Genomic DNA, 16,097 nt, shown 5'->3' on the forward strand with positions numbered 1-16,097 from the left:
GCTTCCCCTGTCCACGGATCGGCCTTTGGATGCGCTTGACGATACGGTCCGCCCGCCCACGTGGGCAGCAACTATCAGCAAGCCGCCAGTCCTGAAGCCCGCCGGCCCCGCCTTGGTGACCCCGTCGGGAAGACGTAGAGGTCCGTCGGTGCCGTCAAGCCACCGCCGATTCGGATCAGCTCATCGACTCTGGCCTCGGGGGTGCTACGAACGGCGGAGTGTCACGTAGGCCCTGTGACCCCATGGCCCATTAACCGGCGTTTGGGTGAAACTTGTACGCGTCTTACGGACCTCAACGGGCGGCACGCGACGCGCGTCAACGGCCGGAGAAGCTCGAGGGAGAGCGGCTACGGGTATCGGTAGACCTGCTCGGTGGGCAGGTGTCCGGCTCGGCGTCGGTGGGGGACTGTGAAGCTGAGCCGCGGTGGAGCGTAGGGCGTGCAGGTCGGCCAGTTGGGCGTCGATGGCGTCGAGCCGTTGGGCGAGCAATTGCCGTACATGTCCGCAGGGGGCGTTGCCGGCGTCGCGGACGGCGAGGATTTCGCGGATCTGGGCGAGGGTGACCGGCGGCGCGACCGCGGTGGATGAAGTCGAGCCGCGTGACCGCCCCGTCGTCGTAGCCGCGAGCCGCTACACGTCCGTGTGGGCGTCGGGTCAAATAGCGTCACTCACATTTGTCCTCGGACCCTCGCCCGTGCCGCTCGCAGCAATCGGGGCGGTGTCGGTACACCCGCAGATCACGTCGTGACGGAGGTTACCTTGAACGTGACCTCGTACAGGCACGCCTGCCACAGGAGGTTCTCCCCGCCGCCGTGGACGACGTGGCCGTCACCCGGCCCGCCGCGCAGCAACACGTCCACTCGATCGACGGTACGTGGTTTCTGGGCAACTGGTGGTACGAGCGGTCAGCCTGCCGCAGGTGAGGGCTGCGAAGCTGGGAGCGTCTTCGTCTGCTGCGACATGCGGAGGCAGCGGGTCTGGCCTCAATGTTGACCGTTGGCCGGTGGCACGTCGGCGGGGGTGAGGTCGAGGCGGGGGCGTAGGTAGCGGACGTGATGTCGCCATCGGTGATGTTCGTAGGCGGTGTCGACGTCGATTTCCGCGACGATGGTGGGGAGCACAGGGCTGTACGGAAGGGGTTGGGGTCGGTCGAGTTGCCCGGTCCACGCGGCGGGGAGAGGTTGCGGCCACGGGTGTGACCCCTCCGGGTTGACGGGCGTGAGCAGGGCGGCAAGTTCGGCGCGCTGTGCGGGTCGTAGAGGGATGGTTCGGCCGGTAGCGGAGCCGTCCCAGCTGGTCGCAGCGACCCAGCAGGAGGGTCTCGGGGTCTTCGATGCTGGGGGTGACGCCGCCGATGATCGCTTCGGTGGTTCGGTAGGCGCGGACCTTCTGCCAGCCACGCCGGCCCGGTTCGTAGCGCCCGTTGAGGCGTTTGACCACAACCCCTTGTGCACACCCAGTCAGTGACCGGCATGATCACGGCCGTGACGAGCCCTGTGTGGCGTGTGCTGTTCAGGCGCGCCGAGTTGATTGTGCCGCCGTCGCCAATACACGGGATGGCGGAGGTGTGCGCGGGTTGGCCAGCATGGTTGGCAGAGTCCGGGCTGGAGCCGGGTACGCCGTTTCTGGTGTCGCCGTCGCTGGAGTACGACGTGGCGTTGAACGGGTTCTTCCTCGATCCTGCGATGCGGGCGGCGGCGGTGACGACACAGGCAGGGTATGCGCGGGATCTTGCGGCGTTCCTGTCGTTTCTGTGGTCGGCGCGGGGGAAGCGGTCGTGGCGGGACGCCACCGAATCTGATCATGTCGCCTACCTCGTGTGGCGGCGTCGGGATCCAGATGGGCCTCGGGTGGCCGGTGCGACGTGGGACCGGGAGGTCGCTGCGGTGAACCGCTTCTATCGCTGGGCGGTGCGCCGCGGTCACGTGGCTAGTAATCCCGTGCCGCAGGTGTCTCGCCGGCCGGCTGGTTTCGGCGCTGGGCGGGCTGGTGCTCGGACGTTGGATGAGCAGCGGCCGGCGACGTACTCGCATGACGTGGTGCGGGAGCGGGTTCCCGGACCGGCCCGCCCCACCGTTTCCGGCCAGCCCTCAATGTCACCTGACGCCTCGCACCAGGGCGGCCAGGAAGGGCCCTGGTCGGCATGTCGCGACGTGAGCAGCCACCCGGCGACCGGCCGGGCCTGCCGGTCGTCGTTCCTGGACTGCTTCCACTGCGGCAACTGCCTGATCGACTCGAGTCACCTGCCCCGACTGCTGGCGCTACTCATCGCGCTCGAACAACGCCGGCAACAGATGACCGAAGAGCAGTGGTGGGCCAAATACGGACCAGCGTGGGCCGCAATCCGCAGCGATGTACTGCCCCGATTCACCCCGGCTGAAGTCGCACGCGCCCGCCTGGCTCAGGTCACGGACGCGCTGCTCGACCTCGTCGACGAGCCCTGGGAGCACCCGTGAGCCACGCGACCGCATCCGCCGCCGCCCCAGGCCGCCCGGGCTGGCCCGACGGTGACGATAGGCACAGGTGGCGTGGCCGCCTGGTCCTGGCCGATCGGCCGCTTCGCCTGGGCCACACGCTGGAGGGCACCTCCTCGTTCGATGGCGACGTCTGGGACCTCACCCCGGCGATCTTCCAACAACAAGCCCGGGCGCTCGTGCTGAACTTCGCCCCGATCCCGGCCGCCTACCGCACCTCGGTCAAAGAACTCTGCTACCTCATGCTCAGCGGGGACCTACCACCGAACGAGGCCCGGCCGAAAATCCTGTCGATCCGCCGGCACCTGGTCGACCTCAAACGCTTCACCATCTGGCTGGACACCCGAGCGCAACAGCAGGCGCTGCGGGACCTGACCGCTGCCGATCTCGCCGCCTACAGCTCACACCTGGACTCGGTGCTGGGCCGCGGCGCATCGCGGGAGGTCGCCGAGGTCGCCGTCCGGCTGCTCTGGCGCTACCGGACCGTCCTGCCCACCGACCGGCTCAGCGTCGACCCGTTGGACGCCGACGGCTGGGGCAACAGCACCCGCCGCCGCGCGGAGAACACCACGCTGCGGATCCCCGAAGCCGTCATGGGACCGTTGCTGGCCTGGTGCCTGCGCTTCGTCGACGACTTCGCACCGGACATCATCGCCGCCCGCGCGCACTGGCAGAAGCACCGCCACGCTCCGCGGCGAAGCCGGCTGCCCGACGCGGCGGTCCAGGAGCAGCTCCACGCGACGCTGGAGTGCTACCTGTCCTCCGGCCGTCCGCTGCCCGGGCATGCCGGCAAGGTGAACTACTCGGCATTGGCCGACGAGATCGGCTGCAGCGACTCAGCGCTGTACCTCCCGCAGAACGAAACGAAGATCGCTGCGGTCGCGGCCCGCACCGGCATCACGGTCTCGGCTCCCGTGCCGATCCCGATTACCGGGCAGCTTGACGGACAACCGTGGCTGCCGCACATCGGCACCTCGACGTCGGACCCCAACGGCACGGTGCCGCTGGCGATCCTGCTGCAGGCCGCCTGCTACATCACCATCGCCTACCTGTCCGGAATGCGCGACAGCGAGATCAAGCACCTGCGTCGCAACTGCGTCCGCACCCACCGCGACAGCACCGGCCACCCCTACCGGTGGACGATCACCAGCCTGGCGTTCAAAGGCGAAACCGACCCCGCCGGCACCACCGCCAACTGGGTCATCGGCGCAGCCGCCGCCCGCGCTGTTGACGTCCTGCAACGACTGCAGCCCGACACCGTCGACGAGCTGTTCCGCACCGTCGCCAACGGCGGCACCCGCAACAGTCCCAAGCCGCGCCCGACCCGTACGCAACACGTCGGACGCACCAATGAACTGCTCAACCAGTTCACCGCCTGGGTCAACACCTACTGCCACACCCACGGCCGCACCGACACGATCCCGCCCATGCCAGGCGGACACTCCCTGCAAACCCGCCAGTTCCGCCGCACCCTTGCCTGGCACATCGCCCGCCGCCCCGGCGGCGCGATCGCCGGGGCCATCCAGTACCGGCACCTGAGCATCCAGATGTTCGAAGGCTACGCCGGCACCTCCGAATCCGGATTCCGCGTCGAAGTCGAGGCCGAACAAGCCCTTGCCCGCGGCGAAGACCTTCTGGCGATGACCACCAGCCACCACCACGCCGACCTGACCGGACCTGCCGCCGCCGATGCCCGCCGCCGCATCACCACGTTCGCCGCTGCAGCCGACACCGCCCCGTCCACCACACCATCGCCTGCCCTCCCGGCAGCTGGCGCCGGGTTCACCGGTGCCATCGTCACCGACCCCGCCCGCCTGAAACGACTCATGCAGCGCCGCGACCCACACATCTACCCCGGCACCTACAGCACCTGCGTGTTCGACCCCGCCAAAGCCATGTGTCATCCCCGACCCGACAGCGGCGGCACCACCCGCCCCGCCCAAGCTGCTTGCCAGCCGCTCGACTGCCGCAACACCGCGCTCACCCCGGCCAACCGCACCGCCCTGCGCGCCGAAGCCGACCAGATCAGCATTCAACTCGACCAACGGCCATCCCTGCCGCCGCTGCTCATCCACCGGCTCACCGACCGCCGCGACAAGATCACCACGTTCCTGACCCGTCACGAACCCGCCGAGGCACCATGACACAGCCGCCGCCGCTTACCGACACCGACGTTCGCGCCGCCCTCGACGCGCTTCGCCGTGAGGCCGCCACCACCGGCCGCCGGCCCAGCGTCCTCGCGCTCGCCCAGCGTCTCAGTTTGCCTAACACCACCCTGCGTCGCCGGTTCCCCGCCATCTGCGCCGAGCTCGCACCCGGCCGTACCACGCCGGACGCATCGCCCGAGATCGACGTAGATGCCGTCACGAACCTGCGCCACGACAATGCCCGGTTGCGCCGCGACAACCACAACCTCGTGGCGAATCTGGAAGTGGCGCTCGCGAACATCCAGCAACTCACCCTCGAAGTCCGTCAGCTGCGCGAAGCGCTCGAATACGCCCGTAACGTCACCCGCCTGCCTGGCCCGCCACGCTGACCGAAGCCGACCAACCTTCTTCTAGGCTTTGCCGGCCCCACGGGTGCCGCTGGCGAGGAACTGCTGATGGCGATCAGCGAATAGCCGCGCAGCCACTCCCGGTAAACCTCAATGGCGACGGCGATGCATGAGCCGACGCGCGCATGTACCGAAAAGCGGATGTCTGGATGAATTGTTTGTGATCAAATCGGGTTCGTGAATCTCGAGCATTCGATATGGGACATGGATGGCACTCTGATCGATTCGTCCAGGGTGGTGCCGGAAGTCTTCGTGAAAGCCGTTGCCGCATTGAACGGCCCGAAGGTGGACGTCAACGACGTGATCGCGGCCTACTGGCGCGGCACCCCGGAAGTCATCCTGGAGCATCTCGTCGGGCGCAAACTGGGTCCGGCCGAACATGACGCTTACTACCTTGAGCTGGCCGGCGTCCGGGTGGTCGCCTATCCCGGGGTGGCGGCGACTCTCGGTGCTCTCCAGACCAAGGGCCTGCCAGTGGCGGTGTTCACCGGCAGCACGAAGGCGGCCAGAATCCTCCTAGGCGCAGCCGGCTTGAAGGCCGACATCATCATCGGCGGCGACCAGGTGGAGCACCCAAAGCCCGCTCCAGACGGCATGCGGCTCGCCGCGACGTTGCTCGGAACGACACCCGAGCGCCTGATCTTGATCGGCGACTCTCCCCTCGACCTGCAGGCCGCGAAGGCGGCTGGAAGCTTCAGTGCTGCCGCAGCGTGGGGCCACATGCACGACCCGTCCGAGCCGGCAGATGTCACGCTACCCACTCCGCAGCATCTCCTGTCTCTGCTGCAAGCGGTGACGATAGAGGGAAGACGTAACCCTACGGCCATAACCCCGCCTGGGTGCTCGTAAGGGTCGTGTCGCTGCAGTCGTCGCGCTCGCTGGCCTGAACCCGTGAGGTGCTGCTTTGGCCGGGCAGGCGAAGTTCGGTTGGTCGACGAAGTGGTGTGGCTCGCCCGCTCAGCGGCGGTCATACTTTGCGGACGTCCGGCGATGCCGGATCGATAAGGGTTCGGACGTAGGTCACCATCACTGAGTGCGCGATAGCGCTCTTCGGTCCGCCGCTCCCTGCTGGTGCAGGATCGCCGGCAGCTGAACAAATGGTTCCCCTTCGCACCTTTCTATCCATATGGCGAGGCATGTCAATTCTTAGATTCGCGAATGACGGGAGGACTTCGCTCTGCGTATTGACGTACACGACTATCAGTGTTTGGGTTAAGGCGACTAGTCGTCGACGCTGGCGCGCCTGCTACCTGACACCGAGGATCGGAGGATCGCATGAGGCGATCGGCGGCGGCCGTGATGACGGCCGTCTTGACCTTTTCCATCATCGCTGTGGCGAGTCCGGCATGGGCGGAGCCGACAGGCTGCGTCCAAGCCACCCCATCGTTCAGCCAGAGCGGTGGCTACATGACCGCAAGCAACTGGGCGACGTGCAATACGTCCGCCACCCGGACCTACAAGATCGAAATCAAAAGAGATGTAAACCTTTCCCCTGACGTAGTTGTGTCAAGCTACGACGACTACTGGACGGGCACGTACTATGAGGCCAGCACCAGTAGCTGCGACGGCCGCAAGACCGCCAACTACTACGGCCGCTCGTTTTTCACGGTCAACACGACCTACAAAGATACCTCCCACTACCAGGTAACCACCTGCTGATCTAGCGGATTCGGGAGATCTGCGATGGATGACCCAATAAATGGGCATGGACTTGTGCAGCGGTACGGAAAGCGGAACGTCTTTCGCGATCTCGATTTCGTCGTCCCGCGCGGCGTGACGGTTCTGTTGGGGCCGAATGGCGCTGGCAAGACCACCCTGTTGCACACCATCGTTGGTCTCAAACGCCCTGTGGCGGGAGGTCTTCACGTCTTGGATCACGATGTGCTGCGCCGTGGCGGTCTTCGGGCCGTCGCGGCGCAGATCGGTTTCCTGTCCCAGGTGGTATCTCACTATCCCGGCTACACCGTCCGGGAGTCCGTCGCCTACGCGGCCTGGCTCAAGGGGGTAGCGAAGCGAGACATCGACCCGAAGGTAGATCGAGCTCTCGAGTTGATGCGCTTGTCGGGACGGGCCGGGTCACGGATGGGGAGTCTGTCGGGTGGGCTGCTACGCCGCGCCGGTATCGCGCAGGCAATCGTGCACGAGCCGGCGTTGCTCATTCTGGACGAGCCGGCGGCCGGACTTGACCCTCAGCAACGCATCGAGCTGCGCCGTGTCCTGCGGAAGGTTGCCGGCTCGGCGACCGTACTGATCAGTACCCACGTGGTGGACGACGCCCGACACGTTGCAGACACCATCATCGTTCTCAACGAGGGCGCTGTTGCGTTCACCGGGACGGTGGCCGGCTTGGAGAGCCTCGCGAGACCAGAGGTAGACGGGGACAGTGATCTGGAACGTGGCTACCTGGCCGCGCTCCGGCAGTCGGTGGTGCCGGCGTGACCCTGATTCGTATTGAGCTGCGCCGAGGGCCGGGCCTGTGGACTCTTCCTGTATTGGCAGCACTCGGCGTGTTCATGGCCCGAGCTCAGTTAAGCGCCGATACGGTCTGGGCGTATGCCACCGGCGCGGTGACGAGTGCTCCGGTGCTGATGGCGCCGCTTGCGGTGGGTGTCGCGGCGTGGGCGGGAAGCCGTTCACAGCGCCCCGGCGTACGCCATGCCTGGCTACTGGCGGGCCGTGACCCGGCACAGGCGCCCCTGGCTGAGGCGGGCGTGTTGGTTGCCTGCGCTACCTTGGCCTACGCCCTGGTCGCGGCGGTAACGCTGGTCCCCACGGCGACGACCGCGACGTGGGGTGGCCCGTTCTGGTGGTGGCTGGCCTCGGCCGGGGCCGGCCTCGCCGCCGTCGTCGCGGTCGCCTACGCGGTGGGCGTGCTCCTGCCGGGGCGATTCACTCCTTTTATCGTCGCAGTGGTGCACTACCTCGCCACGAACTGGAACCTCAGACAGCACGGCACCTTGTATGCGATGTTTCCCCACACCCTCGAACTGATTCCGCCATTTAGTGCACCGCACACCCCGACCATGCTTGGACAACTGATCTGGTTCATCGGCCTGGCGCTACTGACCCTGTCACTGGTCTCCGTCAAGGTGCGCTCTTCGGTACGGGTGGCGATCCCGGCGATCGCCGCGTCTCTGACCCTGGCCGTCAGCGGCGCTGGGATCCTGATTGGCGAAAACGGCCGCTACGTCGACGTGAACCGCCACATCATCTGGTCCTGCTCAGGCAATTCCCCGCAGGTGTGCATCCATCCCGCCTTCGCCACCAGCCTGGCACCCATCACCCAACGGGCGCAAGCGATCAGCCAACGTCTGGCCTCCACGCCTTTCGCCATCAGTCGTGTTGAACAGCGGCCCCGAGGCGTAGGCGGCACGCCTACACCCGGCGCAATCGCGTACGCGGTCGACGCGCCCACCCAGGAGCACTACGACCGCGCCAGTATCGAAATCGCCATCGGGGCTCTCGGCATCGAATCCTGCAGACCCGGAGCTCAGCGTGACAGGACCGGCCACGCCATGGCTCAGCTCCTCGTCGCTTGGGCTGTCGATGACGAGAAATTGTTCATTCCAGACGAGCCCAGATATCAGCAGGCTAAAGTCCGATTCCTCAGCCTTTCCCTACCAGCCCAACAGCAATGGCTGACCACCCACGTCGACGCCGTTCACGCCTGCTCGGTGACCCCGCAGTCGTTCACATGATCGGCCCACGTTTACTTCTAAAGTCTCGACGAGCTGCACCGCTGCTACTGGCTCTAGTCGCGGTCGCAATCGTCTCGCGTGACGTTGGAGGCCAGCACCTGCTCATCGGCACAACCGAGCCGATCCCGTTGCCGTGGGCCGTGGTGCTACCCGCCATCACCGCCTACCTCACGACGGTTATCGCATGGTCGGCGCTACCACTGCAGGAGCACCTCGCCGTTCGCCGCGTCGACCTTTACGACCTGCTCTATCTCACCGCGGCCGCCCTTGTCGGCGCCGTACTAGTCGGATGGGCCGCGCAGCCGCTCACCGGCACCATCACGGAGTCCGGCGCACTGCGGAACTACCTAGGACTGCTCGGCTACTCCCTGATTGGCGCAGCGACCTTCCGCGTCAGCATGGGCTGGACGATACCGATCACCCTGCTCACCGTCGGTCTAGTAGCCGCCGGAACCGAAACCGCACTTCCGCCGCTAGACTGGCCAACCCAACCTGACGCCGAGCCGGCATCTTGGTGGTTCAGCATCGCGATCCTCATCACCGGACTAGCCGCGTTCGCCAGCCCTGCGCGCCGACGAGTCCGAGCCACACGTGCAGCCCATACCGAAACTGAATAAGAGCCATCGCAAGACCTAGAGCCGCAAAGCCCCCAAAATCCTGTCTTTCGTGTGTCGCGTGCCGCGTGCACCATGGCTAAGGGATGTCTCGTAACCCTGGCGTCTGTCTGTTGAGGACGTTGCGGCAGGATGCCGGGGGGTACAGGTGATCACGGCAGCTAACCCGGAGTGGATCTTCCCGTTCACCGGGCTGCAGCCGGCTCAGTTCCGCACGCTGGTCCGCCTGGTCGCTGAGCGTGGTGGTGACGGCATCGCCGACGGTCGACCGGGCCGGCAGTGGGCCCTTGACCTGCCGGATCGGGTGCTGCTAGTCGCCGCCTACTGGCGCACGAACCTGACGATGCGCCAGATCGGTCCCCTGTTCGGGGTGTCGCACTCCGCGGCGCATCGGGTCATCGACACCCTCGCGCCGCTGCTGGCCTTGGCGCCGGTGCGCAAACGGCCGATTGAGCAGATCGCGATCGTCGACGGGACGCTGGTCCCGACCCGCGATCACCGCCTGGCCGCCCGGAGCAAGAACTACCGGTACTCGACGAACCTGCAGGTCGCCATCGATGCCAGCACCCGCTTGGTCATCGCCGTCGGCGATCCGCAACCGGGCAACCGCAACGACACCATCGTCTACCGCACCTCGGGCATGGCCGAGACGTTGGACGGGCGGCCCGTGATGGCCGACGGCGGCTACCGGGGCAACCCGGAGGTGATCATGCCGTACCGCAAGCCCTCTGACGGCAGTTTCCTGCCGGACTGGAAGGAAGCCCTCAACGCCGAGCACCGGACCGTTCGCGCGGGGGTCGAACACGCCCTGGCCAGGATGAAGTGCTTCAAGATCCTGCGCGACTACCGCCGCGCCGCCCACACATTGGCCGACGCCGCTTCCGGCATCGCCAACCTCCACAACATCATCCTCGCCGGCTGACCACCGACCGGCCTCGGGCAACGCCTTCACCCAGTTACGAGACGTCCCTTAGGTCCGTTGCCGAGCGACCCGGCCGGCCTGCCTGCATCGTTAGCGTGGCCGGCCGGCCGGCCGGTGTCGATGAAGCGGATGCCGTCGACACCGCCGGGGTAGCCGAGCAGATGGCGGGCGGTCAAAGACGCAGTGACGGCCTCGTTGCTCAGGCGAAACCGGGCAGATATTGGCGAATAGAACGGTCAAGATCCAGCACACCCTCCCGTGATTCGATTGGTCAATCGGTCAACCAAGAAGCATGACTACAAGAGGCCTTCAATGCCCGCAGCGGTCCAGGTCGCCAACCATTCGGCGGCCTGGTCGAGGTCGGTGGTCTGTGGGGACAGGGTGAGTTGGCCGGGTGTGTCGGCGAGCAGCTGTGTGAGCAAGGCACGTCGCTCGTGCAGAGGACGGTTCAGCAGGGGTCGGCCCGGTGGTGCGCTGAGCAGGTCGAAGACCACGTAGTGCGCGGGGTGGCGTCGGGCGATGTCCTGGAGCTGCGCGCCGGCGGTGACTCGTCGCTGCAGGTAGGCGAAGTTGGTTCGCTCGCCTTCCCACACCACCAGCTCGCCGTCGAGGACGGCACCCGGCTCGACAGATTCGGCGACAGCCCGGGTGATGTCGGGAAAGTAGGGGGTGACGTCCCGGCAGGCTCTGGACTGCAGGTACACGCCGTCGGGCCGGCGGAAGGCCAACGCCCGCCAGCCGTCCTTCTCCAGACTCCGGATGTCTCATGAGGCGCACACTCGCCAGCAGACGGTCGCCCAGCTGCGTATCGCCGGATCCGGAAATCGGCTGGTGCCTCGCCGCCCGGCGGGCCAGAGTGAGTCGTGATCACCATCCAGCGGATACGTGTGCGGTGGAGCGCGGCCGCCCGCGGCGCGCCGCAGGCGAATATGCGACGCGGGCTGTGTCGTCCGGTGATGCTTCCTCCGTCACTGCCGGCCGGTGACGTGGTTGTCCACGACGTACTCGCCGATGAGGCAAACGGATACACGCGCCAGGACGAGGTAGCCGGTGGCGGCGTGCAGCTTGCTCGCGACCTCGACCTGTGGCTGTCTACGGAGACCTCGAGGTTGGTCGTTGACCGGCTACCCGGACGGGCCGTCTACCCTCGCCAGAGTGGTCCCGGCAGTCTCTTCACGCTACTGCCGGGGCAGGTCGGCCGGTACCGGGCGAACTTCCGGTTCACCGTCACCACCCGCGCGTGCAATCCGAGCTGGTACTACGAGGACTGGCTAATCCTCGTTGCCAACGACCAGGTGCGAGGCGACGAGCTCGTCTCCCGCAAGGCCGACCATGACGTCGACCACCGCGTTCATCTCTACGGCGGGCGGAGACGGCCAAGCCAGCGGTAGTCCGCTACCGCCAGCACCGTCGGCAACCACCGACCAACGGAAGCCGGACTGCTCACGCAGCGTGCCGGGCCGCAGAGAACCGGCACGCGTTATCCGCGGCAGATGCGGATGCCTTGATCCGCATCCGTGCGGTACCGGCCGCACACCGCCTTCACCGCATCATCCTGGCCGTGCGCCATCTCAGGTAGTCGACCAGCGGACAACCCGCCTAGCGATCTCCGCGTCCAACGGGCTCATGTCGTCGCCCACTGGTTCCGACGGCGGCCACCACCGGAAACCCAGCGCCTCATCGTTCACCGTCAACCGGGGCGGAGCCTCTAACTGGACCTGATACACAGCGAGGATCTCCCGGCGTTTCGGCTTGGCAAGGCCGAACTCCGCCACGCCGGCGAAGGTAAGGTCCGACACGTCAAGGCCAGTCTCCTCACGTAGTTCCCGTACCGCGGCCTGGCGTGCGCTCTCACCCGACTCCCGCATACCCCCGGGAAGCTCCCACTGCTTTCGCCAGCTGTCGAACATCATCAGGACCGCGTCCCCGTGGGTGACGACCACCAACGACGCGGGCACACGCACCTTCTCGATCAGCCACGGCAGTTCCTCTTCTGCCACGAGACGAAATTCGACCAAGGCGTTGCCAGCACGATCATGGATTGGGAGTACAGCCATGACGCCAATTCAACCGCACGAGCGACGCACTCAACTCGGCACGACCGGAAGCACCAGCGCCTGGACGTGCCGCCGCCGGTGGTCACGAACGGTGATGGGCACTCCGGCGTCGACGCGCACAGTCGGCGGCAGATCCGGATGTCTGGTTCCTGGGCGTCACAGAAACCGGGCATATCTCTGTCTGCCTTGCCTCAGCCCTGGGGTCGACCCTGCGGGAGATCGGGAACCTCTCGCAGGATGCTGGCTATTTTCCGTGTGGGAACCCAACGATGAGCAAGGCCGGCCCCCGGCCATTCCCCGCGGGGAATTGTCGGTCGCCCTCGCCACCGAGAGGATCTAGGCCGAAGCGATCAACCCGGCAAGGAGAATCCATGATCGAGATCAGCCCGCAGGACCTGGCCGACCGCTATATGGCCCAGTGGACGGAGCCGGACGCCGCCGAACGCCGCGCGGCCATCGAGCGGCTCTGGGCCGAGGACGGTGCCCACATCCTCCAGCCGCCCGTGGAGATCCGCGAGATCGCTGCGAAACTCGGCTTCGACCACACGACCCTCGAGGCCCAGGGGTACGACGCCATCGAGATCCGCGTGGCACGGAGCTATGAGCGGTTCGTCGAGAAAGGGGGGTTCACATTCCGGTCGCGTGCCGGCGCCGTGCGCCTCCACGGCGTCGTCAAGTTCGGCTGGGAGACGGTGTCCGTCGACACCGGCGACGTGGCGGGCGGAGGCCTGGAGATCCTCGTGCTCGATGACGACGGCCGGATCAAGGCCGACTACATGTTCCCGGGGGCCTGACCCGGCGTCGCGGTGGACACCGGCCCGGCGGTCGCCTGGAGAGCCCCGGCCGTTGCCGGGTCGACTGGCAGGAACGCCTCCAGCTTCAGCTCGGCGAGCGTCACGTCGACGGCGGTGGCGAACGTCGTCACGGTCGTCATCAGGTGCAGCTCACCGCGCGAGGACAGCAGGTGGAGCGGCACTGCGAAACCGAGCTGCCCGGCGGACGGCTCCAGGTCGGGGACGTACCCCGCGAGCTCCTCGCGCAGTTCCTCTAGGTGGCCGAGGCGGGTCAGGATGTGGCGTGCCCACTCGGCCAGGTTGCGGATGCGGGGCGCGATGCCGTCGGGGTGCAGCGCGAGGCGGTAGACGTTCTTACCCGGGCCGACCAGCTCCGGGGCGGCACCCTCTGTGATCAGGCCGAACGCGTCGTTCGCTGCGATCAGGTCGCCGTTTCGGTCCACGACCAGCGCCGGGTACGGCAGGTACCCGCGGAGGATGTGGTCGATCGCCGTGCGCACCGGGGCCAGCACCGGGTCGTCGAGTGAGCTCTCCGGGTAGGCGGGCGCGTACCCGGCGGCCAGCAGCAGCTCGTTGCGCTCCCGCAGCGGCAGTTCGAGCGACTCGGCCAGGCGTACGACCATGTTCCGGCCGGGGACGGACCTTCCGGACTCTATAAAGCTGAGGTGCCGCTGGGTGGTACCCGCCCGCAGCGCCAGGTCGAGCTGGCTGAGATGACGGCGGGTACGGCGTTCGCGTAGCGCCCGAGAGAAGTCCACGGTCCTGTTGTAGCGCGACGGAGGGTTCCCTGCCATTCCTCGTAGGGAATTGTCACTGCCCACGTCGGTCGTGAGTATCGTCGGTATGGACATCGGTGTACTGCTTCCGACCGGAAGCGCCCAATGGGGCGCGGACGGCGACCCTCGAGAGCTGGTCGCCTTCGGCCGCAACGCCGAACGCTTGGGTTTCTCCTCGCTCTTCGTCAACGACTCCCTGATTAGCCCGCGCGTCGAGGCGCTGACGATGCTGGCCGCGCTCGCCCCGGCGACCGAGACCGTGACCCTGGGGACGGGCGCGCTGCTGCCGTTCCTGCGCCGGCCGATCCAGGCGGCGCAGTCCTTGGCGTCGATCGACCTGCTGTCCGGCGGTCGGCTCACCGTGACGGTGGGCGCGGGCTTTCCTGGCCGTTTCGGGCGGCCGCTCTACATGCTGTCCGAGGTGCCGTGGGAACGGCGTTTCGCCCGGCTGGACGAGACGGTCGCGCTGTGGCGGGCTCTGTGGGACGGCGCCGACTCCTTCCACGGCGAGATTCTCAGGTTCGCCGACATCCCGGCCGCGACCAGACCGTTCCGCGCTGGCGGCCCGCCCATCTGGCTCGGCGGCGCGACCCCCGCCGCGCTGGCCCGCACCGGCCGCATATACGACGGATGGCTGCCCTACCCGCCCGACCCGGCCGACTACGCGTACGGCCTAGTGGACGTCCGGAGGGCGGCGGCCGACGCCGGTCGCACGGCCGAGGACATCACCCCCGCGCTGTTCGTCTCCGTACGGGTCGACGAGGGGGTCGAGACCGGCCGCCAGGCGCTGGACGACTACGCGCGGGCCAGCTACGGCATGCCGCTGGAGGAGCTGGAGAAGATCCAGGCGGTCGTCACCGGCTCCGCCGACCAGGTCCATGAGGGACTGGCCCGGTACGTCGGCGCCGGCGCGCGCCACATCGTCATCCGCCTGGGCGCTCTGGACCTGCACTCCCAGCGCGACCAGCTCGAGCGGATCGCCGCCCTGATCCCCGCCGTACGGGCATCAGCGGATCACGCCTCCGCCTCGGGCGGGTCCTGAGCGTCGCAGAGCCTTCCCGGGGTGCCGGTCAGCGCCTCGAAGCACGGCCGGAGCAGCTAACCGAATTGCTAGCGACACCACCGGCTCGGCCGTTCGGACAAACCACTACAGCGATGATTCCGACAACCCTGTCTGGATGAGTGAAGCCGGCTCCTACACCCGCGTCATCAGCGGCTTCACGGGAGTCGCCGGACTCTATATCGGGAGTCAGGCGCGCTTCGAATGGCAGATTGCTGACCTTCACGGGGACGTCGTGGCAACGGTCCTCGACGGATCTGCCGGTCTCGCCGCGACATACACGCTAGATGAGTACGGCAACGCCAGCACGCCCGGGCCACGCTACGGATACCTGGGCAACGCGCAGCGCAGCGCCGACAACATCGGCGGATTCGTTACGATGGGTGCTCGGCTCTACAACCCGAGCACCGGTAGATTCCTTTCGGTCGACCCCATCTACGGAGGAAACGCTAACTCCTACATCTATCCGACCGACCCGGTCAATCGTTCCGACCCCAGCGGCCTCAAAGAAGTGGACGACGGAGGCTACAGCAACAGCTGCAAATGCACCAGCAAGAATAAGAAGTGGCAGCACTACACCACGACCAGTTGGAGCACCTCTCGGTGGATGAATACAAGATACAACAACCTGCCCTACCACCTGAGAAGTATTGTCAAGGAAAGCATTGCCCGATGGGGTGGCTTCACGGTAGTGACTATCGACAGCATGAAGTACCAGCTCCGCACTCGCTATAAGGTCTACCGCAGGTGCAAGGGTGGCCAGTGGCAGTATCGTTGGGACGAGAAGCAGCAAGAGCGGGTGCGGACTGTGCTCAGCATTGTCTTCTGGGGCGATCAAACGATTACCAGCCGTTGGGGTTCCGGCGGTACTGGCTGAGTTTTCCAGGTAAGGCATAAGGAGGTCGCATGTTTGATTCGCCAGTCTTTCGTGGTGTTGTATTCATTATCTGTGTATTGTGCGGTCTCCTTAGCGACAAGATTGCTGACCGTAAGGGAGTGCGGCACGCAGGATTCGCCGTAATGGGCTTCCTCCTCGGACCGATAGGCCTGGCGATCGCTTTGCTGAAGAAACCTGTCGGGCTCGGTCGCAAGTAGCTTTGCCATGCGCTAGTGTCGCGTGTCTGAAGTGATTTGACAGTGATGCTGCG

16 protein-coding genes and 2 pseudogenes are annotated in these 16,097 nt (G+C 66.5%); 13 read left to right on the forward strand and 5 right to left on the reverse strand.

Features of this window, described 5'->3' with window-relative positions:
• Nucleotides 1-411: 411 nt before the first annotated feature.
• Together ABZU74_RS18280 and ABZU74_RS18285 are read right to left on the reverse strand one after the other, a co-directional pair.
• A pseudogene (locus tag ABZU74_RS18280) lies at nt 412-598 on the reverse strand (MerR family DNA-binding protein); the annotation flags it as partial.
• Nucleotides 599-664: 66 nt separating this feature from the next.
• A pseudogene (locus tag ABZU74_RS18285) lies at nt 665-860 on the reverse strand (hypothetical protein).
• 612 nt (nt 861-1,472) lie between these two features.
• Here ABZU74_RS18285 and ABZU74_RS18290 point away from each other — a divergent pair.
• From ABZU74_RS18290 to ABZU74_RS18330, 9 genes are all read left to right on the forward strand, one after another.
• On the forward strand, nt 1,473-2,456 hold the full coding sequence (locus tag ABZU74_RS18290; protein WP_355425020.1) for a site-specific integrase: 984 nt from the start codon (nt 1,473-1,475) through the stop codon (nt 2,454-2,456).
• Nucleotides 2,453-4,618 (forward strand): hypothetical protein, encoded by a 2,166-nt coding sequence (locus tag ABZU74_RS18295; protein WP_355424890.1) that lies wholly within the window; start codon nt 2,453-2,455, stop codon nt 4,616-4,618. The genes ABZU74_RS18290 and ABZU74_RS18295 overlap by 4 nt, the downstream gene beginning before the upstream one ends.
• Complete coding sequence (locus ABZU74_RS18300; RefSeq protein WP_355424893.1) at nt 4,615-5,010, forward strand: hypothetical protein; 396 nt, start codon at nt 4,615-4,617, stop codon at nt 5,008-5,010. Before ABZU74_RS18295 ends, ABZU74_RS18300 begins: the two co-directional genes overlap by 4 nt.
• A 195-nt stretch (nt 5,011-5,205) precedes the next feature.
• Nucleotides 5,206-5,877, forward strand: a complete 672-nt coding sequence (locus tag ABZU74_RS18305; RefSeq protein WP_355424896.1) for an HAD-IA family hydrolase — start codon at nt 5,206-5,208, stop codon at nt 5,875-5,877.
• Nucleotides 5,878-6,303: 426 nt separating this feature from the next.
• On the forward strand, nt 6,304-6,687 hold the full coding sequence (locus ABZU74_RS18310) for a hypothetical protein (RefSeq protein WP_355424899.1): 384 nt from the start codon (nt 6,304-6,306) through the stop codon (nt 6,685-6,687).
• 24 nt (nt 6,688-6,711) lie between these two features.
• The gene (locus tag ABZU74_RS18315; protein ID WP_355424902.1) at nt 6,712-7,467 is read left to right on the forward strand and encodes an ATP-binding cassette domain-containing protein; all 756 of its coding nucleotides are present in this window, start codon (nt 6,712-6,714) and stop codon (nt 7,465-7,467) included.
• A complete protein-coding gene (locus ABZU74_RS18320; protein ID WP_355424905.1) occupies nt 7,464-8,726 on the forward strand; it encodes a hypothetical protein in 1,263 nt (420 codons plus the stop codon). The genes ABZU74_RS18315 and ABZU74_RS18320 overlap by 4 nt, the downstream gene beginning before the upstream one ends.
• On the forward strand, nt 8,723-9,343 hold the full coding sequence (locus ABZU74_RS18325) for a hypothetical protein (protein ID WP_355424908.1): 621 nt from the start codon (nt 8,723-8,725) through the stop codon (nt 9,341-9,343). The genes ABZU74_RS18320 and ABZU74_RS18325 overlap by 4 nt, the downstream gene beginning before the upstream one ends.
• A gap of 103 nt (nt 9,344-9,446) precedes the next feature.
• Entirely contained in the window at nt 9,447-10,262 is an 816-nt protein-coding gene (locus ABZU74_RS18330) for a transposase family protein (RefSeq protein ID WP_355425023.1), read from the forward strand.
• A 296-nt stretch (nt 10,263-10,558) separates the two neighbouring features.
• Here the strand turns inward: ABZU74_RS18330 and ABZU74_RS18335 are convergent, their stop codons facing one another.
• Entirely contained in the window at nt 10,559-11,023 is a 465-nt protein-coding gene (locus tag ABZU74_RS18335) for a hypothetical protein (protein ID WP_355425026.1), read from the reverse strand.
• A gap of 102 nt (nt 11,024-11,125) precedes the next feature.
• Here ABZU74_RS18335 and ABZU74_RS18340 point away from each other — a divergent pair, with 102 nt between their 5' ends.
• A complete protein-coding gene (locus ABZU74_RS18340; protein ID WP_355424911.1) occupies nt 11,126-11,653 on the forward strand; it encodes a hypothetical protein in 528 nt (175 codons plus the stop codon).
• 180 nt (nt 11,654-11,833) lie between these two features.
• Here the strand turns inward: ABZU74_RS18340 and ABZU74_RS18345 are convergent, their stop codons facing one another.
• A complete protein-coding gene (locus ABZU74_RS18345) occupies nt 11,834-12,319 on the reverse strand; it encodes an NUDIX hydrolase (RefSeq protein WP_355424914.1) in 486 nt (161 codons plus the stop codon).
• Between the two features lie 371 nt (nt 12,320-12,690).
• Here ABZU74_RS18345 and ABZU74_RS18350 point away from each other — a divergent pair, with 371 nt between their 5' ends.
• Nucleotides 12,691-13,113, forward strand: coding sequence for a hypothetical protein (locus tag ABZU74_RS18350; protein ID WP_355424917.1), 423 nt, complete (start codon nt 12,691-12,693; stop codon nt 13,111-13,113).
• Here ABZU74_RS18350 and ABZU74_RS18355 read toward each other — a convergent pair.
• On the reverse strand, nt 13,092-13,871 hold the full coding sequence (locus ABZU74_RS18355; protein WP_355424920.1) for a helix-turn-helix domain-containing protein: 780 nt from the start codon (nt 13,869-13,871) through the stop codon (nt 13,092-13,094). The genes ABZU74_RS18350 and ABZU74_RS18355 overlap by 22 nt on opposite strands.
• Nucleotides 13,872-13,956: 85 nt before the next feature.
• On the opposite strand from ABZU74_RS18355, the gene ABZU74_RS18360 reads away from it, so the two are divergent.
• Both ABZU74_RS18360 and ABZU74_RS18365 read left to right on the forward strand, forming a co-directional pair.
• Nucleotides 13,957-14,931 carry an LLM class flavin-dependent oxidoreductase gene (locus tag ABZU74_RS18360; RefSeq protein ID WP_355424923.1) on the forward strand — a complete coding sequence of 325 codons (975 nt, stop codon included), beginning with the start codon at nt 13,957-13,959 and terminating at the stop codon, nt 14,929-14,931.
• 136 nt (nt 14,932-15,067) lie between these two features.
• Nucleotides 15,068-15,826: an RHS repeat-associated core domain-containing protein gene (locus tag ABZU74_RS18365; protein WP_355424926.1), complete on the forward strand. Its 759-nt coding sequence runs from the start codon at nt 15,068-15,070 to the stop codon at nt 15,824-15,826.
• Nucleotides 15,827-16,097: the final 271 nt, after the last annotated feature.

Source organism: Micromonospora sp. NPDC005171 (assembly GCF_040608575.1).
In the GTDB taxonomy this organism is placed as follows: Bacteria; Actinomycetota; Actinomycetes; order Mycobacteriales; family Micromonosporaceae; genus Micromonospora.

What these genes read in the sequence shown, in the direction of transcription:
- ABZU74_RS18290 (WP_355425020.1), top strand. Translation starts at nt 1,473, where the DNA reads ATGATCACGGCCGTGACGAGCCCTGTGTGGCGTGTGCTGTTCAGGCGC.
- ABZU74_RS18300 (WP_355424893.1), top strand. Translation starts at nt 4,615, where the DNA reads ATGACACAGCCGCCGCCGCTTACCGACACCGACGTTCGCGCCGCCCTC.
- ABZU74_RS18310 (WP_355424899.1), top strand. Translation starts at nt 6,304, where the DNA reads ATGAGGCGATCGGCGGCGGCCGTGATGACGGCCGTCTTGACCTTTTCC.
- ABZU74_RS18315 (WP_355424902.1), top strand. Translation starts at nt 6,712, where the DNA reads ATGGATGACCCAATAAATGGGCATGGACTTGTGCAGCGGTACGGAAAG.
- ABZU74_RS18325 (WP_355424908.1), top strand. Translation starts at nt 8,723, where the DNA reads ATGATCGGCCCACGTTTACTTCTAAAGTCTCGACGAGCTGCACCGCTG.
- ABZU74_RS18345 (WP_355424914.1), bottom strand. Translation starts at nt 12,319, where the DNA reads ATGGCTGTACTCCCAATCCATGATCGTGCTGGCAACGCCTTGGTCGAA.
- ABZU74_RS18350 (WP_355424917.1), top strand. Translation starts at nt 12,691, where the DNA reads ATGATCGAGATCAGCCCGCAGGACCTGGCCGACCGCTATATGGCCCAG.
- ABZU74_RS18360 (WP_355424923.1), top strand. Translation starts at nt 13,957, where the DNA reads ATGGACATCGGTGTACTGCTTCCGACCGGAAGCGCCCAATGGGGCGCG.
- ABZU74_RS18365 (WP_355424926.1), top strand. Translation starts at nt 15,068, where the DNA reads ATGAGTGAAGCCGGCTCCTACACCCGCGTCATCAGCGGCTTCACGGGA.